The 14,652-nt window shown below is 60.0% G+C and carries 11 protein-coding genes, 1 tRNA gene and 1 other RNA gene; 1 reads left to right on the top strand and 12 read right to left on the bottom strand.

Annotated features, from left to right (window positions below):
* Positions 1–346 precede the first annotated feature (346 nt).
* The 9 genes from H7A77_RS13335 to H7A77_RS13375 form a co-directional block, all read right to left on the bottom strand.
* The gene (locus H7A77_RS13335; RefSeq protein WP_033645062.1) at positions 347–2,038 is read right to left on the bottom strand and encodes a glycosyl hydrolase family 18 protein; all 1,692 of its coding nucleotides are present in this window, start codon (positions 2,036–2,038) and stop codon (positions 347–349) included.
* A 426-nt stretch (positions 2,039–2,464) separates the two neighbouring features.
* Positions 2,465–2,593: non-coding RNA, RtT sRNA (locus H7A77_RS13340), on the bottom strand.
* Between the two features lie 37 nt (positions 2,594–2,630).
* Positions 2,631–2,707 (bottom strand) — tRNA-Pro (locus H7A77_RS13345).
* A gap of 120 nt (positions 2,708–2,827) precedes the next feature.
* Positions 2,828–4,159 (bottom strand): MFS transporter, encoded by a 1,332-nt coding sequence (locus tag H7A77_RS13350; RefSeq protein WP_033645063.1) that lies wholly within the window; start codon positions 4,157–4,159, stop codon positions 2,828–2,830.
* Positions 4,160–4,254: 95 nt separating this feature from the next.
* Positions 4,255–5,799 (bottom strand): signal transduction histidine-protein kinase/phosphatase UhpB, encoded by a 1,545-nt coding sequence (gene uhpB, locus H7A77_RS13355; RefSeq protein ID WP_033652277.1) that lies wholly within the window; start codon positions 5,797–5,799, stop codon positions 4,255–4,257.
* Positions 5,796–6,386 carry a transcriptional regulator UhpA gene (gene uhpA, locus H7A77_RS13360; RefSeq protein ID WP_033645065.1) on the bottom strand — a complete coding sequence of 197 codons (591 nt, stop codon included), beginning with the start codon at positions 6,384–6,386 and terminating at the stop codon, positions 5,796–5,798. Before uhpA ends, uhpB begins: the two co-directional genes overlap by 4 nt.
* 119 nt (positions 6,387–6,505) lie before the next feature.
* Positions 6,506–8,200 (bottom strand): kdo(2)-lipid A phosphoethanolamine 7''-transferase, encoded by a 1,695-nt coding sequence (gene eptB, locus H7A77_RS13365; RefSeq protein ID WP_042783428.1) that lies wholly within the window; start codon positions 8,198–8,200, stop codon positions 6,506–6,508.
* Positions 8,201–8,426: 226 nt separating this feature from the next.
* A complete protein-coding gene (locus tag H7A77_RS13370) occupies positions 8,427–8,852 on the bottom strand; it encodes an organic hydroperoxide resistance protein (protein WP_004934114.1) in 426 nt (141 codons plus the stop codon).
* Between the two features lie 160 nt (positions 8,853–9,012).
* On the bottom strand, positions 9,013–9,477 hold the full coding sequence (locus H7A77_RS13375) for a MarR family winged helix-turn-helix transcriptional regulator (RefSeq protein WP_033645067.1): 465 nt from the start codon (positions 9,475–9,477) through the stop codon (positions 9,013–9,015).
* A gap of 97 nt (positions 9,478–9,574) precedes the next feature.
* On the opposite strand from H7A77_RS13375, the gene H7A77_RS13380 reads away from it, so the two are divergent.
* A complete protein-coding gene (locus H7A77_RS13380) occupies positions 9,575–10,174 on the top strand; it encodes an HD domain-containing protein (RefSeq protein WP_033652280.1) in 600 nt (199 codons plus the stop codon).
* Here H7A77_RS13380 and H7A77_RS13385 read toward each other — a convergent pair whose 3' ends face one another.
* The 3 genes from H7A77_RS13385 to H7A77_RS13395 form a co-directional block, all read right to left on the bottom strand.
* Positions 10,175–11,545 (bottom strand): carbohydrate porin, encoded by a 1,371-nt coding sequence (locus H7A77_RS13385; RefSeq protein ID WP_370528325.1) that lies wholly within the window; start codon positions 11,543–11,545, stop codon positions 10,175–10,177.
* A gap of 150 nt (positions 11,546–11,695) precedes the next feature.
* Positions 11,696–13,099, bottom strand: a complete 1,404-nt coding sequence (locus H7A77_RS13390) for a glycoside hydrolase family 1 protein (protein WP_033645069.1) — start codon at positions 13,097–13,099, stop codon at positions 11,696–11,698.
* A gap of 14 nt (positions 13,100–13,113) precedes the next feature.
* Positions 13,114–14,652 (bottom strand): glucose PTS transporter subunit IIA (locus tag H7A77_RS13395; protein ID WP_182074299.1); only part of this gene is annotated, 1,539 nt, incomplete at its 5' end.

Here is a 14,652-nt window from a genome sequence, read left to right on the forward strand (position 1 = left end):
AGAAACAGCAAACAAACATAAAAAAAACCTTTTGTTAACAGTTCCAGCATGAAAATTTATGCTAAGCGGTCATTTTTAGCGCATTGGTCTGACCCTGATAAATTTACTGGTTTTAAACTCCGCTAAAAAACCCCAAAACTTTGTTGCTGAACGATGAATATCTGAACGGTTATTTTTGTGATCGCCGTTAAAGACAGAAGGAAATGCTGAAGGATTACCCAAAAGGGTGAGTCCGATGAGCGCATTTTTCGCCGGGCAGGCCCACAATCTGTGCGGCGTAAAAAAACTTTCGGCGGTGAAAAAGCCGGGGGCGAAAGGATATCCCCCGGCAACGCACTGCAACCGATTATTGAACGCCGGCGCTGTTGCCCAGGCTGGCGTTCATGCTGTTGAGAATATCGCCGTTGTCCGCGTCGATCTCCCAGGAGAACAGGCCGCCCAGCTGCTTATCCAACACGTACTTGCCTTTGGCCTGCACCGAGCGGGCATCGTCAAAGGTGATCAGATCGCCGGTGGAAGGTTTGAACACGTAAGGCGCTTCCGCCGTGGCGTCGTAGGTGTACTGCCACTCACCGCTCATGAACTGGCTGGCGATCTGGCGGTAGTCCACGATGCCGTTCTCCCAGGTGCCTTTGACCGGCCCGGTGGCGGTGCCGGTGAACGGAATGTTGTTCTGGTAGCCGTTCACCCCGGTCCAACCGCGGCCATACATGGCGGTGCCGACGACGATCTTGCCCGGCTTGACGCCCTGCGCCAGCAGCGCATTCACGCCGTTCACCGTGGTGTAGGCGGTGTCCGGTTTCCAGGCCGGCGCATTCAGCGCGGTCTGATGCCCCAGGTTTTTCAGATCGAAGGCGCCGTAGAAGTCGTAGCTCATCAGGAAGATGTGATCCATCGAGTTCTGCGCGACGTTGTATGCCACCTTGTCGATCTTGTCCTTGCCGGCGCTGATGGCGGAGGTCAGCTCATACTTGCGGCCGGTTTCCGCCGACAGCTGATCCAGCATCGCCCGCAGTTCTTTCATCAGCAGCACATAAGTTTCCCCGTCCTGAGGGCTGCCCAGATTCGGGTTGGCGCCTTTGCCGCCCGGGAATTCCCAGTCGATATCCACGCCGTCGAAGAACTTCCAGGTCTGCAGGAACTCTTTCACCGAGCCGACGAAGCGATCGCGCTTCACCTTGTCGCCCATGAAGAAGAACGGGTCGGACAGCGTCCAGCCGCCGATCGACGGCAGGATTTTCAGATCGGGACGCGCCTGCTTCAGCGCCATCAGCTGGCCAAAGTTGCCCTTGTAGGGGTCATCCCAGGCGGTGACGCCCTTCTGCGCTTTTTGCAGCGCGGCGAACGGATCGTGGATGGAGACTTTGAAATCCTCGCGGCCCTGGCAGGAGCGCTGCAGCGCCTGGAAGCTGCCTTCGATCTCTTTCAGGCTGTCGTTGATGCCGTTGCCGCCGCAGATCGGGATAAAGCCGTACAGCAGGTGAGTCAGGTTCTGCGCCGGGATCTTGTCGACGGTGAAATTGCGCCCGTAAACGCCCCACTCGACGAAATAAGAACCGACCACTTTGCCGGAGTTCTGTTTATACGGTTTATTTTTTTCCAGCAGCGGCTCTTTCAACGGCGCCAAATGGCTGCCGTCGGTGTCGGCCACCACAATTTCAGTGGCGTCGCTGGCGGTGCAGCCGTCGGCATTGCACAATGCCACCTGCATTTGATAACGGCCGCCTTTATTGACTTTAAAATTCGCCGTACCGGAAGAACCGGTTGAAGGGCCGCTCCACGCCTCTTTGCCATTTAATAAAATCTTGGCCGTCGTGCCCGCATCGCCATTCCATAAATTCCAGGAGACGGAAACATCGGCGGCATTTTTTACCTTCACCAAATTATTATAAGCGGTGGCCGCCTGGTCAACTTCAACGATGGCGAACTTGGTGTTGCCCCAGGCGATGGTCGGCTTGCCCGGCGCGGCGGCCTGCGCCGCGGAACACAGCGTGCTGCCGATCAAGAGCGCCAACAGCGGTTTATTAAATTTGCGCATAACTGATTCCTTTATTCCGAGAGGATAAACATAAAAGAGTTAATCGTCGCTACGCATTGCCGAAGCGAAAAAATTCCGCAATAATCCACGAAGATTAAAGTCAACAAATAAAAACAGCGTTTTTCCACGTAACGGAAAAAATCATTCCCGCCGCGTACATTCAGACTATAAATAAAAAAGGCGTGAAAACAAGAGCGCAATCAACTGGGTTTTATTCAGCAAGCGTGAATTTATTTAAATATGAGAAAAAGAACCTAACTGGAATAAGGAGTTTGAATTAATTAAGCGTAAAGGATAAATATATTTCACGAGGCCGGCGGATTGACACGTGCCATAAAGCGAAGCCGGTCGTATCGCAGGAGGTGCTCATCCTCATAAACTGCAGGCGAAAAAAAACCTGCTTTAAAAAGCAGGTTTTTCGAATGGTGGTCGGCGAGAGAGGATTACGCGCATCGTTGATGCGCGCCCTGCGGGCCGTTGCTAAAGCAACGTTGTCTCGCTTCGCGAGGCTCGAACCTCCTGCGGAGGTACTCATCCTCATAAACCGCAGACGAAAAAAAACCTGCTTTAAAAAAGCAGGTTTTTCGAATGGTGGTCGGCGAGAGAGGATTCGAACCTCCGACCCACTGGTCCCAAACCAGTTGCGCTACCAAGCTGCGCTACTCGCCGATGCGGGGCGCATCTTACTGCTGGCGGTTATAGGCGTCAATCACTTTTTTTCCCCTGCATTTCAAGTGGTGATAAAAGCGCCATAATGCGCTGCGCCGGGGGTTGCGCAGCGCATTTTACTCAGGCTTTGGCGGTTTTCAGCACCGGCGTCTGCGCACGCAGGAACGGCAGCAGGAACAGCGCCGACAGGCAGGCGGCGATGGAAATCACCACAAAGAAACCGTTCCAGTGCCAGATTTCCATCACCCGCGCGATCGGGTAGCCGGACAGCGCCGCGCCCAGGTAGGCGAACAGGCCGACGAAACCGGTCGCCGCGCCCGCCGCATCTTTATGCGAGCACTCCGCCGCCGCCATGCCGATCAGCATCTGCGGGCCGAAGATGAAGAAGCCGATGGCGAAGAAGCAGCAGGCCTGCAGCAGGTAGGTGACGCCCGGCATCAGCCACAGCGCCGCCACCGACAGGAAGATGCCGATGGCGAAGATCAGGTTCATCGGGCCGCGGTTGCCGCGGAACAGCTTGTCGGAACCCCAACCGGCCACCAGCGAACCGATAAAGCCGCCCACTTCAAACAGCGAAATGGCCGAGTTGGCGGTCATCAGCGAATAGCCCTTTTCCTGCGTCAGGTAGAGGTTGCCCCAGTCGTTGATCGCGGTGCGCACGATGTACACCAGCACGTAAGAGACCGCCAGCAGCCAGATGTACTTGTTGGTCAGCACGTAGCGCTTGATGATCTCGCGGTTGCTCAGCCCCTGGCCTTCCGATTCCTGCACCAGCTCCATGGCGTCGTTGCGCCATTTGCCGACGCTCGGCAGCCCCAGGGTGGAGGGCTTGTCGCGCAGGCGCCAGCACATCAGCAGGCCGAGCACCACGCCGATGATGCCGGGAATGATCATGCCGTAACGCCAGCTGAAGTGCAGCGAGATAAAGCCCACCAGCAGCGGGATCAGCGCGCCGCCGACGTTGTGCGAAGTGTTCCAAATCGCCCACCAGCTGCCGCGCTCGGAGCGCGAATACCAGCTGGTGAGGATTTTGGAGCACGGCGGCCAGCCCCAACCCTGGAAGAAGGCATTGAGGATCCACAGCGTGCCGAGCATCAGCAACGACGAACTGAGGCCGAAGAAGATATTCAGCACCCCGGTCATGATCAGGCCCAGCCCCATAAAGTAACGCGGGTTGGAGCGATCGCTGATCATGCCGGAAATGAATTTCGAGCAGCCGTAGGTGATGTAGAACAGCGTGCCGAGGATGCCGACGTCGGACATCGTCAGGCCCAGATCGCTCAGCATCGCCGGCATGATGAAGTTGAAGCTTTTGCGCGTGAAGTAAAACGCGGCGTAGCCGATGTACATTGTGCACATCAGCTGGATGCGCCAGTATTTGTAGCTGGCGTCGATCTGCCGTTGATCGGTGACCTGCGGCGCATCCGGGCGGCTTTTAAGGAAAGACCACATGTGGAACCTCAGAGAATTGAATAAAGTGCCGCTATGATGCTCCCCGCGCGCGCGGGAGGCTTACGCCGGATTCCCGACTCGGTTAGGAGTTTTTCCTAGTTTTGCGCTTGCGCCGGTGAAACTGTGGGCAAGATCACACTCAAACAGGCGCCCCGCTCAGAGGTGAGCCGCAGGCTGCCGCCGAGAGCGCTGATGCGCTCCTGCATGCCACGCAGGCCGTACCCCGGCTGATGGTGGTCCGCATCGAAGCCCACGCCGTTATCGCGGATGGTCAAGGCAATCTGCGGCGCGGCGCCTTTGCGCGGCTGCAGACGCGCGTCCAATTCCAGGCGGCTGGCGCCGGCGTGGCGGCACACATTGGTCACCCCTTCCTGACACACCCGGTACAGCGTGATTTTCAGCGTTTCATCCAGCAGTTCGTCCGGCACCTGCCACTGCATGCTGCTCACCAGCGAGGCGTCCTGCGGCAGCGACTCCCGCAGCATCGCCGCCACCGCCGCCGACAGCGGCAGGTTGTTCAGCGCCGCCGGCCACAGCTGGGTCAGCACATCGTGCACCCCATCGTAGACCCGCAGCGCTAACGCATCGATGGTGTCGGCGCAGCCGATCACCGCCGGCTCCGGCGCCAGGCGTTTAACGATGCTGGCCTGTGTGCGGATCACGGTGATGGTCTGCCCCACTTCATCGTGCAGCTCGCGCGCCACCTCGCGCCGGGTTTGTTCCTCCGCCGTCACCAGCGCCCGGGCCAGCTGCCGGTTCTCCGCCAGCCGCAGCCGCAGCTGCTGATTCAGTTCGCGCTGGCGCTGAATACCGGCGCCCAGCAGCAGCCCGGTCAGGCTTTGGGCCAGCAGTGACAACAGCAAGTCGCGGTGCGACTCGGGCTGCGGCGGCTCGTTGACCATCAACGCCACGCCGTTGAGCAGCGTCGCCAACAGCGCGCCCTGCCAGCCATAGCGGTAAGACATGAACACGATCGGGATCGCCAGGCAGAAAGGCGCAAAGCGGCGCAGCTCGGCGGCGTTAACCTGCTGCTGCAGCCAGATGCTGAATGCAAACAACAGCAGATAACTGGCCAGGTGGCCCAGGCGCAGCTCCACCGGCTTGTGGATCAGCCCCGGCTCCAGCGGCACCCAGATTTGGCGCGCCAGATAGTGCCACAACAGCAGGCAAGTCGGCGCGATGGTGAAACCGCCGGTCAGGCCGAGCAGCAGCGCGCGGGCGCCTTCGCCGCTCACCAGCTGCCACACAAGCGCCTGCAGCAAAGCGGCGGCGGCCACCACCGCGCCCTGCAACAGCGGCCAGCGCCATTCGCTGTCGCTCTGCTGATGGCGCAACAGCCACGGCGAGGCCAGCAGGCTGAGCAGCACCGTCAGCACCAGCACCGCCACCGACGCCCACAGCGCCGGGCCGTAGCCGTACTGGTCCGCCAGCAGCGCCATCAGCAGCAGGTCGGCCAGCAGGATCCCCGGCCAGAAACGGTACGGGCTCTGCAGCAAAATGCCCATGCGCAGGCCGAACGGGAACAGCAACAGCGCCTGCCAGGGCGGGTCGATCAGCGCGGTGCCAATGCCCCACAGGCAAAATGCGCTGGCGGCATAAATGAAGAACAGCGCCAGCTGGGTGATCAGACGCTGCGTCACAGGTTCAGCATCCGTCTGGCCAGCTCGACGTTATTGGTGATGCCCAGCTTGGCGAACAGGTTGGCGCGATGCACATGCACCGTCTTTGGCGACAGCCCCAGCGCGGCGGCGATCTCGCGCACCTCCTGGCCCTGCGCCAGCAATAGCGCGATCTCGCGCTCGCGGCGGGTCAACGGATCCACCTTCACCCGCGCCAGCTGCTGGGCGATTTCCGGCATCAGATAGACGCCGCCGCCGGCGACGGTGCGCACGGCGGTGATCAGATCTTCCGGCTTGCAGCGCTTGGAGAGAAAGCCGCTGGCGCCGCGTTCCAGCGCCATTTCCACCAGCGCCGGATTATCGTGCATCGACAGCATCACCACGCGGATGCCGGAGGGAATGTCCGCCAGCAGATCCAACCCGCTGCCGTCGGGCATCGAAATGTCGCAAATGCAGATTTCCGCCTCCAGCCCCGGCAGGCCGGCGCGCGCCTGCGCCGCGCTGCTGAACTCGCCCACCACCTGAATATCGGCCTCCAGCGACAGCAGCTGCACAAAGCCCGAACGCACAATGTCATGATCGTCGATAAACGCCACGCGCAGGGTCATGGAAATCTCCGGTTAGAAGGGGAAGTGCGCAAGTATACCGTATGCACACACCGGAATAATTGATGAAGAGAATGTATTGGCGGAAATTACCGGGTGCGCAAGGCACCCGGCGGGAGGGATTACAGGCTGGCAGGCGCCGTTTTATTCTGCGGGAGATGGCACCAGTTGTTTTTATCCACGATGCCGCCGTTCGGCGAGGTGTAACCGAGGCAACCGAGGATAGTGTCAAACAGCTCGACGTGGCGATGCGTTCTGCCGATGCGTTGCTGCGCCTGCAGTTGCTCAAAGGCGCTGAGGTGCTGCGGGTTCTCGAGGAACTTGTCCGACGCCCACACCATCATCGGCACGCGGAATTGTTCCGGCGGCGCCATTTCGCGCGGCGTGCCGTGCAGGTGCGTATTCTCGCCGATCGACTCGCCGTGATCGGCGGCATAGAACACGATGGCCTTCTTGTCCCGCACCTGGTCGATCACATTACTGATAAAGCTGTCGGTATACAGCACCGTATTGTCGAAGGCGTTGATCAGCTGCGCCTTGGTGCAGGAGTCATCCACCCCCATGCACTCCGGCTGATAGCGCGCATAGCTGCGCGGATAACGCTGCGAGTACAGGTAGTGCGAGCCTTTGGTATGCAGGATCACCAGGTGTTTGCCCTTCGGATAACGCGCCAGCGACTCCTTCATTTCGTCCACCAGCAGCATATCGTCGACCGCCTTGCCGTCGTTGCGCTTCTCGGACGCGATCATCTCGCGGAACGAATAGTTGTTCACCTCGGTGTTGTTGTAGAACCACACCTCACTCTGCATGGCGAACAGCTCGGAAGAGAAGCCCAGTTCCTTCATCACCGCGAACACGTTTTGCTCTTTCAGCGTGCGCTGCGGGTTGTCCTCGGTGCCGCCTTCGCGCACGAACATGCAGCGCAGCGACAGCTTGGTGGCGGTGTCGCACGACTCGCCGCGGAACGCCACCAGATTCTTCTCTTTCGACAGGCGCGGCGTAGTATCGCGCTCGTAGCCCAGCATGCCCATGTGATCCCAGCGCGTGGTCTCGCCGATGATGAACACCACGTAGGTATCGTCGATGTCCGCCGGCGGCACATAGGTAAAGTGTTTGCCCGGATCGAACAGCGTGCTCTGATCCTGACTTTCGTCATAGCGGGTATAGGCGAACAGCCCCAGCGCCGACAGCCAGTTAGACGGCAGGTACGAGTGCGCCACCACGCCGCCGTAGCTCGGCAGATCGACGTTGGAAAGCTTCTCCTGCACGCTTTGCTCGTCGTCCAGCATGCGCAGCGGCAGCCAGACCAACGCCACCACCGCCAACAACACCAGCAGCGGTTTGATGCGGTGACCGGGGGTTTTCAGCTGTTCGATCAGGGTGAAGCGCAGGCTGTTTTTCCAGATCAGCAGCAGCGGCAAGGCGCTGAGCGCCACCATCCACAGCACGAAATGCAGGCCGACCACCTCTTTCGACAGATCGATATCGGTGGTCATCACCGACACCACGATGCCGTAGCCGATCACCACGTTGAAAAACGTCATGTAGTAGCTGGCGGCAACCGAAATCAGCACCAGCAGCGAGGCGACGATGCGATAAAACAGCCGGCCGCCGAGCGACACCAGCCGCATGATGAAGAACGTGAACAGGACGATAGCGATGACTTCCGTCACCGCCGAAATAAGCTTAATTCCCTGAATGCCGTGCGCCAGCGAATCAAAACGGCGATAAAAAACGGACAGGTTTAGAAAGATGCCGATATAGATCGCTAACAATAACGATAAATTCTGCTGTGATAGCGATTTAACTTTGTTCATGTAACGCGGTGGCTCCGGGGACGGTGTAGCGGTTCTGACTCAGTCAGACACTGATTGCGGCTTCTGGTTCAGCCAACCGGCAATAAGCGTTATTTTGCGAGTAATAATCAAGAGAATTCTCACAAAACGGGCAAAATTTACCGCTTTTTTGAGCACTTTTCAGACGGGATATCAAAGAAAATGGAGGGATAAACCCTCCATTTTTTCCATGGTGTCGGCAAAAAACTTACTTAACGTTCAGCGTAACGTCGATATTGCCGCGGGTGGCGTTGGAATACGGGCACACCACGTGCGCCTTTTTCACCAGATCTTCCGCCACGCTGCGCTCGATGCCCGGCAGCGAAATATCCAGCTGCACTTCGATGCCGAAGCCGTTCGGGATTTCACCGATGCCGACGGTGCCGTCGATCTTCGCTTCGGCCGGGATTTTGACCTTTTCTTTCGCCGCGACAAACTTCAACGCGCCGAGGAAACAGGCCGAGTAACCGGCGGCGAACAGCTGCTCGGGGTTGGTGACTTCGCCGCCGGCGCCGCCCATCTCTTTCGGTACGCCCAGTTTCACGTCCAACACGCCGTCGGAGGAGGTCGCACGGCCGTCGCGGCCGCCGGTTGCGGTGGCGTGAGCGCGGTAAACCACTTTCTCAATAGACATCGTTCATTCCTTCTTGCTGGTTGGCGAGATGACAACGGCCCCCGCGAGGGGTAGCCGGTCACATATATATCTTTTACGATTAAATCGTGCACTACTTATTTTTGACGCTTATTAACCAGTGTAGACCACCCCTGTCGTTCTTGCGTCCGGCGTCGGTGGGTCAAATCTGATCGATCAGGCTGCCGCGCAGCTTTTCCAGCTGCTGTTTGAGCGAGACGATCTCGTCCAGGCTGCAGTCGGTGGCGCACATCACCGCCTCGGGCACCGACTGCGCCCGTTCACGCAGCGCGCGGCCGGCTTCGGTGAGCGCGATGATCACCTGGCGCTCGTCGGTAGTGGCGCGATAGCGCACCAGCAAACCGGCGGTTTCCAGCCGTTTCAGCAGCGGCGTCAGCGTGGCGGAATCGAGGAACAGCCGCTCGCCGATATCCGATACCGTCACCCGATCGCGTTCCCACAGCACCATCATCACCAGATACTGCGGGTAGGTGAGCTCGAGCTGATTCAACAGCTTGCGGTAGACTTTGTGCAGCGCCAGGTTGGCGGAGTACAGCGCGAAACAGAGCTGCTGATCGAGCAGCAGCAGGTTCTTCGCGTTGGGTTGTTCGGTATCGGTGCTTTTCATGTGAGTGAATATAGATAGCGCACGATGTAATCGCAAGCTATTTCTTGTGAGGTATGCTACATTTTTTTCATGCAGAGGATGCCGGGAGGGAAAGGAAATGACGAATACGCTTGCAGAACGCGCGCGCCGCTACGCCACCAAGGCGCATGCGGCCATCGATCAGCGCCGCAAATACACCAACGATCCGTACATCGTCCACCCGCAGGCGGTCATGGAGCTGGTGCGCAGCGTGCCGCACACCGAAGAGATGCTGGCGGCCGCCTGGCTGCATGACACGGTGGAAGACACGCCCACCACCCTCGGCGATATCGAAAGCCACTTTGGGCCGCAGGTAGCGGAGCTGGTGCGGATGTTAACCAACGTCAGCCACGCCGAGGACGGCAATCGCTTCGAGCGTAAAAACCGCGATCGGCGCCACAGCGCCGGCGCATCGCCGCAGGCCAAAACCATCAAACTGGCGGATCTGATCGACAACACCCGCTCGCTGCTGGACTACGACAGCCACTTCGCCCAAACCTATCTGATCGAGAAACAGCGCCTGCTGGAAGTGCTGACCGAAGGCGACCCGACGCTGTGGCGCCAGGCCAGCCATATCGTCGAACAGGGGCTGCTCAGATTACAGCAGCCGCCGCACAACGTGCCGGCCAGCTGGTTTGAGCACGCCCGCCGGCGCTACCGCGAGAACGACGCGGCCTGATCAGAAGGTCACCACCGTTTTCAACGCCGTCACCCAGGCGTCCTGCGTCTCGCTGACGCCCGCCGGATGATGCCAGTATTGCAGGCCCGGCTGCAGCTGCAGCCACGGCGTGACGTTAACGCGGTAGTACAGCTCCGCCGTCACCGAGTGGCCCGGCACCGGCCGGTAGTTCGGATCGTGATAATCGCTGATGCCGCTCATCTCGTTGAGGTAACGCTGATTGTCTTTATAGCGGTCGCTCAGTTTCACCACCGAAACGCCCAGCCCCAGCCAGTCGTCCGGCCGCGCATCGAACAGCCCGCGATAGCGGATGCCGGTCGAAGTGGACCAGTGCAGGTAGTTGCTGCGCTGATCCCCCAGCCCCAGGCTGTAGAACACGCTCAGGCCACGGTTGACGTCATCCGCATGGCGCGTCATCTGCTGGTTGAAACCGGTATACAGGAACCAGGTGCGATCGTGGCTGCGATAGCCCTGCGGATCGCTGGCGCCCGGCCCGCCGGACACCCCTTCATAAAGATCGCGCTGGCGCGCGTTGGTGAACAGCACGCCCAGGTTATACACCCCCGGCAGCTGGTTGACGGCGTGGGTTTTCAGCTCCAGCTCCATCGGCAACAGGAAGCCTTTGCTGCCTTTGGTGGACCAACTCCAGGCGTGGCTGCGGCTGGGGGCGCTCGGGTTCTGCTCCATCACGCCGCCCTTGAGCGTCAGGCCGTCGGTCAGCTTGTATTGCAGCGTGGTGCCCCAGTAATGCACGTTCCAGTTGTACCAGGTCAACGAGTTGGCGGACTTGCCGCCGCACAGCGTCAGCGTCTGAAAATCGCAGGGGATGATCTGATCGAAATCCTGCACCTTGTTCATCATGCCGATACGCCATTGCAGCCGGCTGTCGAGGAAAGAACGGCTGAAGGTCAACCAGCCCAGCCGGGTGATCGACTGCCCGCCAAAGCTCTCCTGCGACAGATCGGTCAGGCCGACGCGCGGATCCTGCAGCCGATCGCGGGTCAGGTTGTTGTCATGGTTGCGGTTGACGATATTGCCTTCGATCGCCGCATCCGGAATGCCGGTCAGCGCCTGCAGATCCTGGCTGAAGGTCAGCGAAAATTGGTCGATGTACGACGCCTGTTTATCGTGGTTGTAACCGCCGCCGGCGTTATACGACAGCTGGCTGAGGTAGCCGAGATTATAGTGGAAACCGTGATCCTCCAGGATCGGCCTGATCCCCAGCATATCCCCCAACAGCCCAGGCTGCGGCGGTTCAAAGCCGAGCGCCACCCCTTCCCATTTGGCGGTGGGAGCTTCAACGTCCTTGCCGATTTGCAGCGTTTCCGCCTGCGCCTGGCTACAGAGCAGCGCCAGCGCCGCCAGGGTCATGGAACGAGGTAATAAGCTTTTCATCATTATTATATTTCTCCGCATAACGGCTGACTGCGGGCAACAGCATTCCCTGGGAGAGAATTTCCCATCATGAACAGCAGCGAATAACGTTAGTTAACGCCCGGCGCTTGCCGCCGGGCTGAAGGGTTAGCGTCGGTCTTTCAGGCTGGCGCCGTTGCTGTGGATCACATCGCGATACCAGTAGAAACTCTTCTTGCGGCGGCGCTCGAGGCTACCGTTGCCGGCATCGTCTCTGTCGACGTGAATGAAGCCGTAGCGCTTCGACATTTCGGCCTTCGAGGCGCTGACCAGATCGATCGGCCCCCAGCTGGTGTAGCCCATCACCTCGACGCCGTCGTCGATCGCCTCGGCCACCTGTACCAGATGGTCATTGAGGTAGTTGATGCGGTAGTCGTCGTTGATGCTGCCGTCGGCCTCGACGCGGTCTTTGGCGCCCAGCCCGTTCTCGACGATGAACAACGGCTTCTGATAGCGGTCGTACAGCACGTTGAGCAGGTAGCGCAGCCCGATCGGGTCGATTTGCCACCCCCACTCCGAACTGGCCAGGTGCGGGTTTGGTACCATATCGAGAATGTTGCCGCGCGCCGTTTCATACTGCTCCGGGTCGGCGGTAACGCAGCCGCTCATGTAGTAGCTGAACGAGATGAAGTCGATGGTTTCGCGCAGCGTTTGCCGATCTTCCTCGGTGATCGCCACCTGAATGCCGTTTTCACGGAAGAAGCGCTGCATGTAGGCCGGGTAATAGCCGCGCGCCTGCACGTCGCCGAAGAACAGCCAGTCGCGGTTTTGCCGCTGGGTTTCCAGCAGATCTTCCGGCTTGCAGCTCAGCGGATACAGAATGCCGCCCAGCAGCATGTTGCCGATTTGCCCCTCCGGCACGATCTCGTGACAGGCCTTCACCGCTCTGGCACTGGCCACCAGCTGATGGTGGATCGCCTGATAGACGGCGCTCTTGTCGCTCTCTTGCGGCAGGCCAACCCCGGTGAAGGGCGCGTGCAGCGACATGTTGATCTCGTTGAAGGTCAGCCAGTGTTTAACCTTGTGCTTATAGCGTTCGAACACGGTGCGCGCATAGCGCTCGAAGAAATCGATGGTGCGGCGATCGCCCCAGCCGCCGTAGCGCTTCACCAGACCGTAAGGCATCTCATAGTGCGACAGCGTGATCAGCGGCTGAATGCCGTATTTCGCCATCTCATCGAACAGCCGATCGTAAAACGCCAGCCCGGCTTCGTTCGGGGTCTCTTCATCGCCCTGCGGGAAAATGCGCGTCCAGGCGATCGAGGTGCGCAGGCACTTGAAACCCATCTCGGCGAACAGCGCGATATCCTCCGGGTAACGATGATAGAAATCGATCGCCACGTCCTTGATGCCGCTGTCGCCCGCCGTGCGCGGCGTGATGGCGCCGAAGATGCCCTGCGGCTGCAGATCGGAGGTCGACAGCCCCTTGCCGTCGGCCTGATACGCGCCTTCTACCTGGTTCGCCGCTACCGCGCCGCCCCACAGAAAATGTTGCGGAAACTTGCCGTTCATCGCTTGCTCCTCAATTAACGTAATAAAGTCAGCAGCGGCGCCTGTTCCTGCACCGGAGACAGGCCGCTGGTCAACACGTCCACGTAGTCATCGCTGTTGCTGATGATGATCGGCGTGGTGGTGTCATAGCCGGCGGCATGGATCGCCGCCTGGTCGAACTCGATCAGCAGATCGCCCGGCGCGATCCGCTCGCCTTCCCGCACGTGGGCGGTGAAATGCGCCCCGTCGAGCTTCACGGTATCGATGCCGACGTGGATGAGAATCTCCGCGCCGTCGTCCGATTCGATGCCGATGGCGTGTTTGGTTTTGAACAGCGACGCCACGCTGCCGCTCACCGGCGCCACCACCCGCCCCTGCTGCGGCGCGATCGCCACCCCTTTCCCCAGCAGGCCGCTGGCGAAGGTCGCGTCGTTCACCTGTTCCAGCGGCACGATGTCGCCGGCGATCGGGCTGAGAATGGCCTGCTTGCGGTTAAGCGGCGCGGCGGCTTCAGGCGGCGCCGTCTCTTCCGCCGGCGCGACGCCGAACAGGTAGCTGGCCAGCGCGGCGAACACAAACGACAGCAGGGTGCCGCCGATCGCGCCCCACACCGTGGCGTCGATGCCGCCGTTGGGAATGATTTGCGCGAAGGTGAACACGTTCACCAGGCCGAACGAGTAGACCGAGGTATGGAAGTAACCGATCACCGCCCCGCCCAACGCGCCGCCGATGCAGCCGAAGATGAACGGACGCTTGTTCGGCAGGGTGACGCCGTACACCGCCGGTTCGGTGATGCCGAAAATCCCGGCGCCGATGGCCGAACCGGACAGCGCCCGCAGCTTGGCGTCGCGGGTGCGCAGCATCACGCCCAGCGTGGCACCGACCTGCCCCATCACCGCCGGCAGCAGCAGCGGCACCATGGTGTCGCGCCCCAGCACGCTCAGGTTGTTGATCATCAACGGCACCAGCCCCCAATGCAGGCCGAAGATCACGCACACCTGCCACATCGCCCCCATGAAAGCGCCGGCGATGATCGGGTTGAAGGCGTAAATGGCCTGATAGCCGTTGGCCAGCAGATGGCTGAGCCAGGTCGCCGCCGGGCCGATCAGCAGGAAGGTCAGGGGCACGGTGATCGCCAGACACAGCAGCGGCGTGATGAAATTGCGCAGCGCGCTGTGGATCACCCGGTTAAACAACGGCTCCAGACGGCAGGACACCCAGGCCGCAAAGATGATGGGGATCACCGACGAGCTGTAGTTGATAAAAGTCAGCGGAATGCCGAAGAAATATTCGCGCACCGCGCCCGGCTGTTGCGCCGCCTCGAACGCCGCCATCATCAGCGGATGCGTCAACGCGCCACCGATCGCCATGGTGACGAACGGGTTGCCGCCGAATTTTTTCCCGGCGGTGTAGCCGAGCATGATCGGGAAGAAATAGAACAATGCGTCGCTGGCGGCGAACAACATTTTAAAGGCGCCGCTGCTTTCCAGCAGCCAGCCGCAGGCCAGGCTCAGCGCCAGCAACCCCTTCAATACTCCCGAGGCAGCCATCACCCCGAGCAATGGGGTGAAGAT

Source organism: Serratia sp. ME47 (assembly GCF_903970925.1).
GTDB classification, from domain to species: Bacteria; Pseudomonadota; Gammaproteobacteria; order Enterobacterales; family Enterobacteriaceae; genus Serratia; species Serratia ureilytica.